Origin of the sequence: Streptomyces sp. NPDC058650 (assembly GCF_042717315.1) — a bacterium.
Lineage (GTDB): Bacteria > Actinomycetota > Actinomycetes > Streptomycetales > Streptomycetaceae > Streptomyces.
Genome location: NZ_JBHXRL010000006.1, coordinates 289,680 through 305,272, shown reverse-complemented (window position 1 = coordinate 305,272; position 15,593 = coordinate 289,680). Strand labels below are relative to the sequence as shown.

At 72.0% G+C, this 15,593-nt stretch carries 13 protein-coding genes; 5 read left to right on the top strand and 8 right to left on the bottom strand.

Annotated elements, in window-relative coordinates; genetic code table 11:
• Positions 1–151: 151 nt before the first annotated feature.
• The 3 genes from ACFWWU_RS13620 to ACFWWU_RS13610 all read right to left on the bottom strand — a co-directional run bounded on the left by ACFWWU_RS13620 (position 152) and on the right by ACFWWU_RS13610 (position 3,117).
• On the bottom strand, positions 152–967 hold the full coding sequence (locus ACFWWU_RS13620; protein WP_384143646.1) for a DsbA family protein: 816 nt from the start codon (positions 965–967) through the stop codon (positions 152–154).
• A gap of 60 nt (positions 968–1,027) precedes the next feature.
• On the bottom strand, positions 1,028–1,714 hold the full coding sequence (locus ACFWWU_RS13615; protein WP_384143643.1) for a hypothetical protein: 687 nt from the start codon (positions 1,712–1,714) through the stop codon (positions 1,028–1,030).
• Positions 1,715–1,791: 77 nt separating this feature from the next.
• Entirely contained in the window at positions 1,792–3,117 is a 1,326-nt protein-coding gene (locus ACFWWU_RS13610; protein WP_384143640.1) for a DUF2252 domain-containing protein, read from the bottom strand.
• 212 nt (positions 3,118–3,329) lie between these two features.
• Here ACFWWU_RS13610 and dnaE point away from each other — a divergent pair, with 212 nt between their 5' ends.
• A complete protein-coding gene (gene dnaE / locus ACFWWU_RS13605) occupies positions 3,330–6,869 on the top strand; it encodes a DNA polymerase III subunit alpha (protein ID WP_384143637.1) in 3,540 nt (1,179 codons plus the stop codon).
• A 78-nt stretch (positions 6,870–6,947) separates the two neighbouring features.
• Here the strand turns inward: dnaE and ACFWWU_RS13600 are convergent, their stop codons facing one another.
• Positions 6,948–7,121 carry a hypothetical protein gene (locus ACFWWU_RS13600; protein ID WP_384143634.1) on the bottom strand — a complete coding sequence of 58 codons (174 nt, stop codon included), beginning with the start codon at positions 7,119–7,121 and terminating at the stop codon, positions 6,948–6,950.
• Between the two features lie 241 nt (positions 7,122–7,362).
• Between ACFWWU_RS13600 and ACFWWU_RS13595 the strand changes: the two genes are divergently transcribed.
• From ACFWWU_RS13595 to ACFWWU_RS13580, 4 genes are all read left to right on the top strand, one after another.
• On the top strand, positions 7,363–8,664 hold the full coding sequence (locus ACFWWU_RS13595) for an NYN domain-containing protein (protein ID WP_384143631.1): 1,302 nt from the start codon (positions 7,363–7,365) through the stop codon (positions 8,662–8,664).
• A gap of 20 nt (positions 8,665–8,684) precedes the next feature.
• A complete protein-coding gene (locus ACFWWU_RS13590; RefSeq protein WP_384143941.1) occupies positions 8,685–9,656 on the top strand; it encodes an ABC transporter ATP-binding protein in 972 nt (323 codons plus the stop codon).
• 124 nt (positions 9,657–9,780) lie between these two features.
• Positions 9,781–10,608: an ABC transporter permease gene (locus tag ACFWWU_RS13585; protein ID WP_384143628.1), complete on the top strand. Its 828-nt coding sequence runs from the start codon at positions 9,781–9,783 to the stop codon at positions 10,606–10,608.
• A 34-nt stretch (positions 10,609–10,642) separates the two neighbouring features.
• A complete protein-coding gene (locus ACFWWU_RS13580) occupies positions 10,643–11,287 on the top strand; it encodes a DUF2567 domain-containing protein (protein ID WP_384143625.1) in 645 nt (214 codons plus the stop codon).
• A 30-nt stretch (positions 11,288–11,317) separates the two neighbouring features.
• Here ACFWWU_RS13580 and ybaK read toward each other — a convergent pair whose 3' ends face one another.
• The 4 genes from ybaK to ACFWWU_RS13560 form a co-directional block, all read right to left on the bottom strand.
• Positions 11,318–11,815, bottom strand: coding sequence for a Cys-tRNA(Pro) deacylase (gene ybaK / locus ACFWWU_RS13575; RefSeq protein ID WP_024757923.1), 498 nt, complete (start codon positions 11,813–11,815; stop codon positions 11,318–11,320).
• 32 nt (positions 11,816–11,847) lie between these two features.
• Positions 11,848–12,585, bottom strand: a complete 738-nt coding sequence (locus ACFWWU_RS13570; protein WP_384143622.1) for an LON peptidase substrate-binding domain-containing protein — start codon at positions 12,583–12,585, stop codon at positions 11,848–11,850.
• 11 nt (positions 12,586–12,596) lie between these two features.
• On the bottom strand, positions 12,597–13,637 hold the full coding sequence (locus ACFWWU_RS13565) for a hypothetical protein (RefSeq protein ID WP_384143619.1): 1,041 nt from the start codon (positions 13,635–13,637) through the stop codon (positions 12,597–12,599).
• A gap of 200 nt (positions 13,638–13,837) precedes the next feature.
• The gene (locus tag ACFWWU_RS13560) at positions 13,838–15,487 is read right to left on the bottom strand and encodes an oxidoreductase (protein ID WP_384143616.1); all 1,650 of its coding nucleotides are present in this window, start codon (positions 15,485–15,487) and stop codon (positions 13,838–13,840) included.
• Positions 15,488–15,593: the final 106 nt, after the last annotated feature.

Genomic DNA, 15,593 nt, shown 5'->3' with positions numbered 1-15,593 from the left:
GTCAGATTACTGACGGGTAGGCCCGTTGGGCAGGCGAATTCCGGAAGTTCGTCGACTTGTCGCCCGTGCGTCGTGTCGCGCAACCGACCCGGCCCCGGACCTCAGAGGTCCGGGGCCGGGTCGGGCCGGCTCGTGAGCCGGGGCGTGGACGTCAGCCCTTGAGGGCCGCGTCGATCGCCGTGGCGAACTGATCGGCCGTCATCGGCGGGCTGTCGGAGCCCTCCGCCGTGACCGGCTTGCCGTCCATCTTCAGCGTCGGCGTACCCGTCACACCGCTCGCGTCGAACGCCTTGGACATCTTCATCGCCCAGGCGTCGAAGGTGCCGTTCTCGACGTTCTTCTTGAACTCGGCGTTGCTCTTGAGGGCCGGGACCGTGTCCGCGACCTCCAGGAGGTACGAGTCCTTGGCGAACTTGTCCTGGTTCTCCTCCGGGTGGAACTTCTCCGAGTACAGCGCTGCCTTGTACGTCAGGAAGGCCTCGGGGCTCACGTTCAGGGCCGCGCCCAGGGCCGAGAGGGCGTTCTTCGAACCCTCGCCCGGGACGCCGTCGTCGATGAAGGTGGCGCCGACGTACTTGATCTTGTACTTGCCGGACTCGACGTCCTTCTCGATCCTGGAGCCCACGCCCTGCTCGAAGGTCGCGCAGACGGGGCAGCGCGAGTCCTCGTACAGCTCCAGGGTCTTCTTCGCGGACGGCTTGCCGATGACGACCGTCGTGCCGTTCGTGCCCGAGGTGTTCTTCGGGGCCGTCACGGTCTTCGCGTCCGCCGCCGCCTCCCACTGGGTGGGCTTGTTGGCCTGCACGACCGCGTAGCCGATGCCGCCGGCGGCGGCCAGGACGGCCACGGCCGAGACGCCGACGACGAGCTGCCGGCGCGCCCGGTCCTTCTTCGCCTGGCGCTCGCGCTCGACGCGCAGCCGCTCGCGGGCGGCGGCCTTGTTGGACTGGCTGTTGCGTGCACTCATGATCGTGATCTCCGTGAGGGGTGTGAATAAGACAAGGGGGAACCGCCGTGCCGACGTCGCTCAGACGAGAGCGAAGCCCGGGAACGGCGGCCCCCGCCGCCCTACGGAGTGCACGAGGAGACGGATACGGGAGGACCGGGGCCGAACCGTGGGCCGGGCGGCCCGGCGCGGAGCCGTACCGCCGCCGACGAAGAAGGCCGCCATGAGCAGGAGCGGCCGGAACGCGAAGGCCGACACCGAGCCGAGCAGCCGGGCGAGCGCCCGCTCCCCGCCGCGCAGCCAGCACGCCGCCGCGAGCCCGACGCCGACGTGCGCCAGGAGCAGCAGCCACGGCAGCGCCGGGTCGGGGGAGTCGAGCAGGGCCGCCGCGGTCCCGCTCTCGGGGGCGGCCACGCCGGGCAGCGGCGCGCCCACCGCGCCGCCGCAGAAGACGTCCACGCCGACCGCGCGCAGCGAACCGGCGACCGGGCCCCCGGCGGCGCCGTAACAGACCGCCTGACCGGTGGTGAAGAGGGTGTCGGCCGCCAGCTCCAGCGGGACGAGGAGCCCGGCGATGGGTCCGAAGCCGCGCTCACGGCCGGCCAGCGCGTACGCGACGGCGAAGACGCCGGCCGCGACCGGGACGACCGTCCCCAGCGGCAGCGGCACGCCGGAGAGCAGCACGTGGGACGCCACGGACAGCGTCACGACCAGTGCCGTGAAGAACGCCGCCCGCAGCGCTCTCAGCTGCGTCCCTGCCATGTCCATCGTCGTGGAGTGTCCCATGCCGTGCCGTAAGAGGTCCCTAAAGGAAGGCTGTGAACCGCCCCACCGGCCTCTTCCGGCTACAGCCCGGGGATCCGGCCGTTGCGGAAGAGGTCCACGAAGATCTGGTGGTCGGCCCGCGCCCGGGCCCCGTACGCGTGCGCGAAGTCCACGAGGAGATCGGCGAAGCCCTCCTCGTCGGCGGCGATGGCCGCGTCGATGGCCCGCTCCGTCGAGAACGGCACCAGGGACTGCCCGCTGGACTCGTCCGCCGCCGCGTGCATGGTCGCCGTCGCCCGGCCCAGGTCCGCGACGGTCGCCGCGATCTCGTCGAGGTCGTCGATGTCCGACCAGTCCAGGTCCACCGCGTACGGCGAGACCTCGGCGACCAGCTGCCCGGCGCCGTCGAGCTCCGCCCAGCCGAGCCAGGGGTCGGCGTGCGCCTGGAGCGCCCGCTGCGAGATCACGGTGCGGTGGCCCTCGTGCCGGAAGTACTTCCGTACCGCCGGGTCCGTGACGTGGCGGGAGACCGCCGGGGTCTGCGCCTGCTTCATGTAGATCACGACGTCGTTCTCCAGGGCGTCGCTGTGGCCCTCCAGGAGGATGTTGTACGAGGGGAGGCCGGCCGAGCCGATGCCGATCCCGCGCCGGCCGACGACGTCCTTGACCCGGTACGAGTCGGGGCGGACCAGGCTGGCCTCCGGCAGGGTCTCCAGGTAGCCGTCGAAGGCGGCCAGGACCTTGTACCGGGTGGCCGCGTCCAGGTCGATCGCGCCCCCGCCGGCCGCGAAGCGGCGCTCGAAGTCGCGGATCTCCGTCATCGAGTCGAGCAGCCCGAAGCGGGTCTGCGCCCGGGCGACGCGCAGGGCGCCGAGCAGCGCGCCGTCGGCGGTCTCCAGGGTGAAGGGCGGCACCTCGCCCTCGCCGGCGCCGGTCGCGAGGGCGTGGATCCGCTCGCGGTAGGCGGCGGCGCAGATCCTGACCCCCTGGGTGATCTGCTCGTCACTGAGCGCCTTCGCGTAGCCGACCAGGGCGAGCGAGGCGGCGAGCCGCTTCAGGTCCCAGGTGAAGGGCCCCACACAGGCCTCGTCGAAGTCGTTGACGTTGAAGACCAGCCGGCCGTTGGCGTCCATGTACGTGCCGAAGTTCTCGGCGTGCAGATCGCCGTGGATCCAGACCCGGCCGGTGCGGTCGTCCAGGTAGGGGCCGCCCTGGGACTCCTTCTCCAGGTCCGCGTAGAAGAGGCAGGCCGTTCCCCGGTAGAAGGCGAATGCGGAGCCGGCCATCTTCCGGAACTTGACGCGGAAGGCCGCGGGGTCGGCGGCGAGGAGCTCGCCGAAGGCGGTCTCGAAGACGGCGAGGATGTGCTCACCGCGCTCCGCGACGGTGGGCTGGGGGACCGACATTCGAGGTGCCTCCTGGTACCGGACGTACAGCCGGACTGGTCATGAGAAATCGGGGTCCCCCCAGCTCGTGAGGGGAGGGTGTTCTCTGTCTCTCAACGGGTGACCCTGGCTTCGAGTGCCCGACGTCTGTCAGCGCGGAGACGTAGACTTCCACGCTGTCCCCCCAGACTGTCCGCAGCCTGTCGCTCAGTGTTTTTCGGAGGCCTCCCGCCGTGACCAAGCCGCCTTTCACGCACCTCCACGTCCATACCCAGTACTCGCTGCTGGACGGTGCCGCGCGGCTCAAGGACATGTTCAACGCGTGCAACGAGATGGGCATGACCCATATCGCCATGTCCGATCACGGCAACCTGCACGGGGCGTACGACTTCTTCCACTCCGCGAAGAAGGCCGGGGTGACGCCGATCATCGGCATCGAGGCCTACGTCGCCCCCGAGTCCCGGCGCAACAAGCGCAAGATCCAGTGGGGCCAGCCGCACCAGAAGCGGGACGACGTCTCCGGTTCCGGCGGTTACACCCACAAGACGATCTGGGCGGCCAACGCCACCGGACTGCACAACCTCTTCAAGCTCTCCTCCGACGCGTACGCCGAGGGCTGGCTGCAGAAGTGGCCCCGGATGGACAAGGAGACCATCTCCAAGTGGTCGGAGGGGCTCATCGCCTCCACCGGCTGCCCCTCCGGCGAGCTGCAGACCCGGCTCCGTCTCGGTCAGTTCGACGAGGCCCTGAAGGCCGCCTCCGAGTACCAGGACATCTTCGGCAAGGACCGGTACTTCCTGGAGCTGATGGACCACGGCATCGAGATCGAGCGCCGGGTCCGCGACGGACTCCTGGAGGTCGGCAAGAAGCTCGGCATCCCGCCGCTCGTCACCAACGACTCGCACTACACGTACGCGCACGAGTCGACCGCGCACGACGCCCTGCTGTGCATCCAGACCGGCAAGAACCTCTCCGACCCGGACCGCTTCCGCTTCGACGGCACCGGCTACTACCTCAAGTCCACGGACGAGATGTACGCCATCGACTCGTCGGACGCCTGGCAGGAGGGCTGCCGCAACACCCTCCTGGTCGCCGAGCAGATCAGCACCGACGGCATGTTCGTCGAGAAGAACCTCATGCCGAAGTTCGACATCCCGGAGGGGTACACCGACACGACCTGGTTCCGTGAGGAGACCATGCGGGGCATGCACCGCCGCTTCCCCGGGGGCATCCCCGAGGACCGCATGAAGCAGGTCGAGTACGAGATGGACACGATCATCTCGATGGGCTTCCCCGGCTACTTCCTCGTCGTCGCCGACTTCATCATGTGGGCGAAGAAGCAGGGCATCGCCGTGGGCCCCGGCCGAGGCTCCGCGGCCGGCTCGATCGTCGCGTACGCCATGGGCATCACCGACCTCGACCCGATCCCGCACGGACTGATCTTCGAGCGCTTCCTCAACCCCGAGCGCGTCTCCATGCCCGATGTCGACATCGACTTCGACGAGCGTCGGCGCGTCGAGGTGATCCGGTACGTGACGGAGAAGTACGGCTCCGACAAGGTCGCCATGATCGGCACGTACGGCAAGATCAAGGCGAAGAACGCCATCAAGGACTCCGCGCGCGTCCTCGGCTACCCCTACGCCATGGGCGACCGGCTCACCAAGGCGATGCCCGCCGACGTCCTCGGCAAGGGCATCGACCTCAACGGCATCACCGATCCCTCGCACCCGCGGTACGGCGAGGCCGGCGAGATCCGCGCGATGTACGAGAACGAGCCGGACGTCAAGAAGGTCATCGACACCGCCCGGGGCGTCGAGGGCCTGGTCCGGCAGATGGGCGTGCACGCGGCCGGCGTGATCATGTCCAGCGAGCCGATCGTCGACCACGCCCCGATCTGGGTGCGGCACACGGACGGCGTGACCATCACGCAGTGGGACTACCCCCAGTGCGAGTCGCTCGGCCTGATCAAGATGGACTTCCTGGGCCTCAGGAACCTCACGATCATGGACGACGCCGTCAAGATGGTGAAGGCCAACAAGGGCATCGAGCTCGACCTGCTCGCCCTCCCGCTGGACGACCCCAAGACGTACGAACTGCTCTGCCGCGGTGACACGCTCGGTGTCTTCCAGTTCGACGGCGGCCCCATGCGCTCGCTGCTGCGGCTGATGAAGCCCGACAACTTCGAAGACATCTCCGCCGTCTCGGCCTTGTACCGGCCGGGCCCGATGGGCATGAACTCGCACACGAACTACGCCCTGCGCAAGAACAAGCAGCAGGAGATCACCCCGATCCACCCCGAGCTGGAGAAGCCGCTCGAAGAGGTGCTCGCGGTCACCTACGGCCTGATCGTCTACCAGGAGCAGGTACAGAAGGCCGCCCAGATCATCGCCGGGTACTCGCTCGGCGAGGCCGACATCCTGCGCCGCGTGATGGGCAAGAAGAAGCCCGAGGAGCTGGCGAAGAACTTCGTCATCTTCCAGGAGGGCGCGAAGAAGAACGGCTACAGCGACAAGGCGATCCAGGCCCTCTGGGACGTCCTGGTCCCCTTCGCCGGCTACGCCTTCAACAAGGCGCACTCCGCCGCGTACGGCCTCGTCTCCTACTGGACCGCCTACCTCAAGGCGAACTACCCCGCCGAGTACATGGCCGGTCTGCTCACCTCGGTCAAGGACGACAAGGACAAGTCCGCCGTCTACCTCAACGAGTGCCGCCGCATGGGCATCAAGGTGCTCCCGCCGAACGTGAACGAGTCCGAGTCGAACTTCGCCGCCCAGGGCGACGACGTGATCCTCTTCGGCCTCTCCGCCGTGCGGAACGTCGGCACCAACGTCGTCGAGTCGATCATCAAGTCGCGCAAGGCGAAGGGGAAGTACAGCACCTTCCCCGACTTCCTCGACAAGGTCGAGGCCGTCGTCTGCAACAAGCGGACCATCGAATCGCTGATCAAGGCCGGCGCCTTCGACGAGATGGGCCACACCCGCAAGGGCATGGTCGCCCACCACGAACCGATGATCGACAACGTGGTGGCGGTCAAGCGCAAGGAGGCCGAGGGACAGTTCGACCTCTTCGGCGGCATGGGCGAGGAGACGAGCGACGAGCCCGGCTTCGGTCTGGACGTCGAGTTCTCCGACGTCGAGTGGGAGAAGTCGTACCTGCTCGCCCAGGAGCGCGAGATGCTCGGCCTCTACGTCTCCGACCATCCGCTCTTCGGCATCGAGCACGTCCTGTCCGACAAGACCGACGCGGCGATCTCGCAGCTCACCGGCGGTGAGCACAGCGACGGCGCGGTCGTCACCATCGGCGGCATCATCTCGGGCCTCCAGCGCAAGATGACCAAGCAGGGCAACGCCTGGGCGATCGCCACCGTCGAGGACCTGGCCGGCTCCATCGAGTGCATGTTCTTCCCGGCCACGTACCAGCTGGTCTCCACCCAGCTCGTCGAGGACACGGTCGTCTTCGTCAAGGGACGGCTCGACAAGCGCGAGGACGTGCCCCGGCTGGTCGCCATGGAGCTGATGGTCCCCGACCTGTCGAACGCCGGGACCAACGCGCCGGTGATCCTCACCATCCCGACGGTGAAGGTGACCCCGCCGATGGTCAGCAGGCTCGGCGAGATCCTCAAGCACCACAAGGGCAACACCGAGGTGCGGATCAAGCTCCAGGGGCCCCGGACCACGACCGTGCTCCGCCTCGACCGGCACCGGGTGACGGCCGACCCGGCCCTCTTCGGCGACCTGAAGGTGCTGCTCGGCCCGTCCTGCCTGGCCGGCTAGGGTCGGCCTCCGTACGGCCCATCACACCGGAAGGGGCGCGCCCGTCGTCACGGGCGCGCCCCTTCCGGTACCTGCGTGTCAGTTGTGACCGAAGCGCTTCTGGCGGCCCTTGCGGGCCATGTCACCCGGGGTCACCTGGCTGGCGCGCTGGTCGGCCTGCGACTCCATCGCGGACTGCTGCGCCTGCTGGGTGCCGCGTTCCGCTGCCGACGACTTCTGCTGCATACGGTCCTGCTTGCGGTTCTTGGCCATGGGGATGATGCCTCCTCAAAGGGACCTAGGGGCCAGGGCCGCTGTCAGACTCACACACGGGCGAATCGGCCGCATTTTGGATCATTACGGAACGTAACGGCCGGGTGAACGTGATATCCGCCACGCCGATGATCCAGTTCCGACCGTCAAGCTCCCGGCCGTCGGGCAGACTCGAAGAGAACGAAGAAGATACGGAGCACCTTCCGACCCCCGAGTCCGACCCCGAGGTTCCCGAAAGAGGGTGGAACACGTGGACCGCTGCGTCGTCCTGGTGGACGCCGGCTACCTGCTGGGCGCCGCCGCCAGTCTCCTCGCCGGGGAACCGGCCCGCTCCAGGATCGCCGTCGACCACGCCGCGCTCATCCAACAGCTGCGAGAACGCGCCGAGGACGAGACCGCGCTGCCCCTCCTGCGGATCTACTGGTTCGACGGCGCACCCGACCGAGTGCCCCAGCCCGAGCACCGCAGACTGCGCGTGATGCCCCGGGTCACCGTCCGGCTCGGCGCCCTGACCAGGAGCGACGGGCGCTGGGCGCAGAAGGGCGTCGACGCGGCCATGCACACCGAGCTGACCGAGCTCGCCCGCAACAGGGCCTGTTCCGACATCGTGCTCGTCACCGGCGACGGCGACCTGCTGCCCGGCCTCATGTCCGCCAAGGAGCACGGCGTCGCCGTCCACCTGTGGGCCGTCCAGGCCGCCGACGGCGACTACAACCAGTCCGAGGACCTGGTGGCCGAGGCCGACGAGCGGCGGGTCCTCGACCGGACCTGGATCACCCGGGCCGTCCGCGCCAGGGACCTCACCGGCATCTGCGCGCCCCCGCCCGCCCCACGCCCCGAGATCGCCGCCATTCTCTCGGCCCCGCTGCCCGAGGCCGCCCTCGCGGCCTCCGCCGAACGGGCCGCCGAGGCCGCGGCGGCCTCGGCGCGGAACGGGAGGGGACCGGACTCCGCCGAGGCGCCCGCCGCTTCCAACGGGCACGCCCACGGTGGCCCCGGCGCCGCCGCGGGCAAAGGAGTCCCCACGCCCAAGGACCTGGCGGGCCTGCGCGGCCCCAACGGCTCGGGCGGGCCGCTCGCCCCGGTGCCGCAGGGCGCGAGCGCGCTCCGCTGGTCCTCCGACCGGGGGTGGATCGACCGCCCGGCCACCTCCTCCCTCGGCGAGCCGGCGGAGACCGCGTCCCTGCCCACCCTCGCCCTGCTCACCAGCGCCGAGCAGCGCTGGGCGGACCGCGAGGAGGACATCACCACCGTCGGCGGCGATCCGTTCGAGGTCGGGCAGGTGTTCGCCCGCCGCTGGATGGAGCGGCTCCCCGAACAGAGCCACGTCCAGAAGCTCTCCACCCTCTACCCGCGCATCCCGCACCGCATCGACGGCGAACTCCTCCGCTACGCCGCACGGTTCGGTCTCCTCGCCCACAAGGACGACCAGATCGACGAGCACGACCGGTACGCCATCCGGGCCGGCTTCTGGCGCGAGATCGACGTCCGTGCCGCCGCCGAACACGCCCCCGCGCCCGGAGCCGGCCCGGCGACCCCGTAGGCTCTTCCCCCGTGAGTACGGTGTGCGTGGTGCGGGATCTGGTCAAGACGTACCCCGCCACGCGCGGCAGGCGCGGTGCGCCCGCGACACCCGAGGTGCGCGCCACCGACGGGATCAGCCTCGACGTGCGCGGCGGCGAGATCTTCGGCCTGCTCGGACCCAACGGAGCGGGCAAGTCCACCCTGGTCCGCCAGCTGACCGGGCTCATGCGCCCCGACTCCGGCTCCGTCGAGCTCCTCGGCCACGACCTCGTACGCCACCCCGAGCGGGCGGCCCGGCTCCTCGCCTACCTCGGCCAGGAGTCCACCGCCCTCGACGAGCTGACCGTCGCCCTCGCCGCCGACACCACCGCACGCCTGCGCGGGCTCGGCGCCCACGACGCGCGCGCCGAGCGCGACGCCGTCCTGGAGGAGCTCGGCCTCACCGCGCTCGCCGGCCGGCCCCTCAAGAAGCTCTCCGGCGGCCAGCGGCGGCTCGCCTGCCTCGCCACCGCACTGGTCGGCCGACGGTCCGTCCTCGTCCTCGACGAACCCACCACCGGCATGGACCCCGTCGCCCGGCGGGCCGTCTGGGCCGCCGTCGACCGGCGGCGCGCCGAGCACGGCACCACCGTGCTGCTCGTCACCCACAACGTCATCGAGGCCGAGACCGTCCTCGACCGCGTCGCCGTCCTCGACCGCGGCCGGGTCATCGCCTGCGACACCCCGGCCGGACTCAAGGAACGCGTCGCGGACGAGGTCCGCGTCGAGCTGGTGTGGCGCGAGGCACCGCCGCTCCAGCTGCCCGAGGTCGCCGCCCTGCGCGAACTCGCCCAGGAGACGGGACGGCGCTGGATCCTCCGGCTCGCCCCCGACGCGGCCCGCGCGGCCGTCGCCACGGTGACCGGCGGACCCGCCTTCGCCGCGCTCGACGACTTCACCGTGGCCACGCCCAGCCTGGAGGACGTGTACCTGGCGCTGGGCGGCGCGACCGAGGGACTGGTGAAGGCGTGAGCCGCGTTCCTCCTTCCCCGGGGCCCCGCGGTCCCCTCGTGTCCCCGGGCCCCCTTGTATCCCCGGGCCCCCTCGTGTCCCCGGGCCCCCTCGTTCCGTACGTGACCGTCAGGAGCTGTACGCCGTGAGCACCGTGCCCACCGAGGCCCTGCCGACCGGCGCGCTCCCCGTCCGGTCGCACGACGCGGAGGACGGAGCGGCGCCCCTCGCCCCGCGCGCCCGGCTGCTGCCCGCGATGGCCGCCGTCTACCGCGCGCAGCTCTCGCGCGCCCGTGTGGCCCGCATCCCGCTGCTCTTCGTGGCCACCTTCCAGTCGATCGGGATCATGGTCCTGATGCGCGGGGTCGTCGACGGCGGCTCCGAGGCGCGGGCCGTCGTGGCCGGTTCCACCGTCCTCGTCGTCGCCTTCGTCGCGCTCAACCTGCTCGCCCAGTACTTCGGGCAGCTGCGGGCGAGCGGCGGCCTCGACCACTACGCCACCCTGCCCGTGCCGCCGGCGGCCGTCGTGCTCGGCGCGGCCGGCGCGTACGCCTCCTTCACCGTGCCCGGGACCGTCGTCACGGCCGTCGCCGGGTCCGTGCTCTTCGGGCTGCCCCTCGGCCAGCTGTGGATCCTCGGCGCCGTCGTCCCGCTCGCCGGGGCCGCCCTCGCCGGCCTCGGCGCCGCGCTCGGACTCCTCGCTCCCCGGCAGGAGCTCGCCACGCTGCTCGGCCAGCTCGGCATGTCGGCGGCGCTGCTCCTCGGCGTGCTCCCGGCCGAGCGGCTGCCGGAGCCGATCGGCTGGGCGCGGGACCTGCTGCCGTCGACGTACGGCGTGGAGGCCCTGGCCCGTACCTTCGACCCGCACCCGGACTGGGTGGCCGTCGGCCTCGACCTCGCCATCTGCGGGGCGGTCGGCGTGGTGTCCCTGGCGGTCGCCACCTGGGCCTACCGGCGGGCGGCCGTCCGCTGAGGCGGGCCACAGACACACCTGGCACGATGGCGGGGTGACCGCACCCCTGACTCCGCCTCACCAGCCTCCGCACGACCCCGACTGGCCCCCGCCGCCTCCGCCGCTCGACCCCGCCGGGGACCCGATCACGGCGGCCGAGGTCCTGCGGGGTGTCGTCGTGACCGCCGTCTCGGCGGTCGCGGGTGCGCTGCTCGGAGTGCTGTGGCTGTGGCTGGCGCCGCGCGTCCTGCTGATCTCGGACGGCAAGGGGGTCTACCTCCGCGACTCCGAGGGCGAGTCGGCGATCGGCGCGGACGGGACGTTCGTGCTCCTCGCCCTGGCCTTCGGGGCGGTCGCCGCGCTCGTCGTCTTCCTGCTGCGCCGCGAGGGCGGGGTGCCGCTGGTGCTCGGCCTGGCGCTCGGCGGCGTCCTCGGATCGCTGCTCGCCTGGGGCGTGGGGACGTACTTCGGCCCGGCGCGGGACGTGGTCGCCCACGCGAAGTCGGTCGGTCCCAACGTCGTCTTCGAGGCACCCCTCGAACTCGACATGGCGGCCGCGGCGATGCTGGCCTGGCCGCTCGCCGCGATGATCGCCCACCTGGCGCTCACGGCCCTGTTCGGCCCCCGCGACCCGGAACCGGAGTACTGGGGGCCGTTGCAGCCGGCGCCGCAGCCGCAGCGCGAGCAGAAGTCGCTCTGAGCCCCGGGCGCGGCCGGAGCCGCCCCCGGGTCAGCCGCGGCCGATCGGCGCCACGACCGCCGAGGTGAGGGCGGCCAGGTCCGCGGGGGAGAGCTCGACCTCCAGGCCGCGGCGGCCCGCCGAGATGCAGATCGTCGCGTGGTCCGAGGCCGAGGCGTCGAGGACCGTACGCAGGCGCTTGCGTTGGCCCAGGGGCGAGATGCCGCCCCGGACGTACCCCGTCGTGCGCTCCGCCGCCGCCGGGTCCGCCATCGCCGCGCGCTTCCCGCCGACCGCCGAGGCCAGCGCCTTCAGGTCCAGCTGCCCCGCGACCGGGACCACCGCGACCGTCAGCTCGCCGTCGACGTCCGCCACCAGCGTCTTGAAGACCCGGTCGGGGGAGACGCCGAGTGCCTCCGCCGCCTCCTCGCCGTACGAGGGGGAGGCCGGGTCGTGCTCGTACGCGTGCAGGGTGAACGGGGTCCCGGCCGTGGTCAGCGCGACCGTCGCCGGGGTGCCCCCGCTGTTCTTCTTCTGCTTCTTCGCCACGCGCTCTTCCTGGGATCGTGACCGAGGTCGGCTCAGTTCGGGTTCGTCGGACCCTGCGTCAGGTCGACCGCCGGCAGCGAGGGCAGATGCCGCAGCACCGCCGTCTCCGCGCGCAGCAACGCCAGCTCCTCGCGCAGCCGCGTCGCCGTGTCCGGGGCCTGGAGCAGCCGCTGCTTCGACGGGGTGTCGAGCACCGCCGCCGCCGCGACCAGATACGACACCACCGACGGGTCGTCCGGCAGCTCGCTCGTCGTCAGCGACCGCTCCCGCGCCCCCGCCAGCCGCTTCTGGTAGTTCCGGAAGGCCCGCAGCACCCCCTCGGAGAGGGTGCCCGCGTCCTCGCCCCGTTCTTCCGGGATCTCCTCGACCTCGGCGACCAGGAACGGCCCGCTCGCGTCGACCGAGAGGAGCTTCACCCGGGTCGTCCCGGTCGCCATGACCTCGAAGCTGCCGTTGGTGCGCTCGCGGATGCTCGCCGCGTCGGCGATACAGCCGACCCGGTGGAAGGCCTGGATGGGGTCCGCGCCGAAGCCGGCCGCGGGGCCCTTCTCCGGCAGCGCCGTCGGGTCCGGCATCCCGGGAGCGGTCGGCGCGACCTCGCGCCCGTCCCGGATGGCGACGACGGCGAAGCGGCGCGGCTCCGTGTCGTCGATCGTGAGCAACTCCCGCATCATGGCGCGATAACGCTCCTCGAAGACGTTCAGCGGCAGCACGAGGCCAGGGAACAGCACCGCGTTGAGCGGGAAGAGAGGCAGGCGAGCGGTGGTCACAGCGGCCAAGCCTAATGGCCGCCGCGCCCGCCCCGTCCGGCCCGTCCGTCTCCGGGCCTCCACAGGGGCGTCCGGCCGGCCGACTCGGCCCGTACGGCGTCCCGGACGGCCAGGAACCGGCGCAGCGGATCCTCCTGTACGGCGCCCCGTGGCGCACCCCACGGGAAGGAGGTCGCGTGGGGGCCGATCCGGCGGAACTCGTCCAGTGCCTCGTCCCACCGCGCCCGCTCCACCAGCACGTACGCGAGCAGATTGCGGACCTCGGCGGGCCACGGGTCGCCCGCCGGGAAGGCGGCCGACAGCACGAGGGCCCGGTCGGCCGCCCGGTCGAGCCGCGTCGCGGCCGCGGAACGGTCCGGCCTGGGCAGCGCCCGGAGCCGGTCGTAGGCCGCGCGGACCGGGAGTGCCCGCACGAGCGAATCCGGCGCGGCGTCGTCGGCGGCCTGCTCGGCGAAGTCGAAGGCGGCCCGATGTGAGCCGTACCACTGCGCGGAGAGGTACTTGAGCGCCGCGACATGGCTGCCGTAGTGGTGTGGGGAGCGGCGCACGGCCTGCTCCCACAATGTCTCGAAGACGGCGTGCCCGGCATGCACCCCGCGCGCGTGGTCCAGGGCCAGCCGCCACGGCACCGGATCGTCGGGCGCCTCCTCGGTGATCGTGCGGATCAGCGGGTCGAGCTCGCGCAGCCGTTCGGCCCGGGCGGGGGACTCCCAGGCCCGGCGGACGGCGAGCTGGGCCGAGACGAGGAGGGCGTCGGGGTCGCGGGGTGCGGCGGAGAGCCAGTGGGCCAGCCAGTCGCCCCTGTTGTACGCGAAGGTGGCGAGCCGGGTGACGTACCGGTCGCGGTCCTCCCACTCGGCGGCGTCCCGGGTGGTGGCGAGCAGCTTCGCCGCGGGTTCCGGGTCGGCCAGGGCGGCGGCGACCAGGGCGGGGGCGAGCCGTGCGTCCGGGGCGTCGAGCAGCACGTCGTCGTCCGGCACGAGCACGGCGGCGAGCCGCGGGGTGTGCCGGGCCGAACGGACGGCGCCGATCAGGGCGCGGAGGAAGGACATGGTGCGACGTATTTTCCCACCGGGTCGTGCTGTTTCGCGCCCATCTGCCCAGCCCTTTCACCCCCACCTCACCGGGCCCCCTCACATCGCCGCCTCCTCGCGTCCCGCGGCCCGCCTCCTCGCGCGTCCCGCCGCCCCGTCTCGTCGCGGCCCGCGGCCCGCGGCCCGCCCGGCCCGCCCGGCCCACCCGGCCCGCCCGGTCAGCCGCGGCGCAGGAGACGCGTCGCGCCCGCCGCCACCGTCGTCGCCAGGATCCAGCCGAGCAGTATCAGCGCCGCCGCCGCCCACTGCCAGACGCCCTCCAGACGCCAGTAGCCTTCCTGCCCGAGGTTGATCACGGGCAGCAGCAGGTCCAGCGCGTACAGCGTCCCGTTCCACTCCGGAGCCTCGTCCTTCTTGAGCGGTATCGGGGGGTACCGCGAGAAGGCCACCGTGCCCGCCGCCCACAGGATCGCCATCCACAGCGCCGCCCGGCCGGGCCGGTAGCCGTACGCCACCGTCCAGTCCTGGACGAACCCCCACAGCTTCCCCGCCAGGGGCAGCGTCTCCCGCCGGCGCCGCTGCTTGGCGAGCAGCACCTCGCGCGCGTCCGCGTCCTCCCCGCTGTTGCGCAGGACCGTCGCCAGGCGTTCGTACGGCTCGGGGGCGTACTCCGGGGTGGCCGCCGCCACCCACTCCAGGCGCCGGGCCAGCGGGAAGTGTCCGTACGGCACGAGGTTCTCGTAGACGAACCCGCCCATCGCCAGACCGCCGGGCCCCGGCCAGCTGGTGGAGAGGTCGATCAGCGTGACGATCCTGGCGCCGTTGAGCACCACGCGCCCCTCCTCCGGGCGCTCCCCGTTGAACCGCAGCTCCGGGGTGACGATCCGGCGCAGCGACACCTCCTCACGGCGCGAGCCGTTCAGCAGGAAGCGGGCGTGGTTCAGGTCCACCGCGTCGCCGAACCGGCCGTCGTCGAGCCGGACGCCGCCGTGGCACTCCACGGGCTTGCGCCGGGCGCCGTGGGCGGGCGTCACGCCGTACGGCGGGGTGGCCATCGACTGGCCCGTGTTCCCGTAGTTCCCGGAGTTCCCTGACGTCTCCGCGTTCCCCGAGGTCTCCGGGTCCTCGTACACCCACGCCGCGTTCAGGTAGAGCGAGCGCTCCACCGTGAGCTGCGGGGCGTTGAGCGCCCGGCGCTGCTGCGCCCCGCGCAGCACGCTGCCCCGCAGGCTGAGCGAGACGCCGACCTTCGCCCCGCGCAGGCTCAGCTCGCCGTGCGTCTCGATCAGCTCGGCCTGGAGGTCCTGGGCCACCACCATCCCGTCGGCGGTGATGGCCCGCCCGCGCCGGTCCGGCCACACCTGGATCTGGTTGATGAGCAGGTCCGTGCCGATCTGCGCGTCCGTGAGCCGGATGCCGCGCCCCACCCGGCAGCGCGGGAGATGCAGATCGCCCGTCGTGTGCAGCCGCGCCGCCTCCAGCCGCGGGATGGCGCAGGCGACCATCCGCAAGGTGCCGAACTGGGCCTCGGGGAGCACGACCTCGCCGTCGAAGCGGCAGCCGTGCAGCTCCACGTACGGCCCTATCGTCCCGCCCGCCAGATTCAGCACGCCGGTGATCCGCACCCCGCGCAGCTTCAGCGCGGCCACCCGTCCCGACCGGGCCTGCGGCCCGTCGAGCAGCAGCAGGGCCACCACGTCGGCGCGGACGCTCCGCTCCGGGCCCCACTCCCGCGCCCCGAACGGGTCGTCCCGCTCGGCGATCCCGTCCGTCAGATCGCAGGTCCTGCCGATCCGGAACGCCCGCCACACGGCCCGCTCCGGGCCCGTCAGCCCGTCGGGCATCCCGTCCTCGTGCGGCTCGGTCACGCCGCCCCCTCGCTTTCCCCGTGAATCCGTCCATGCCGTTGATGGATTCGCACAGCCGTTCTTCCCGCTGTGTGACGGGCTGAACGCTAACGGTCAGGTGTGGCGA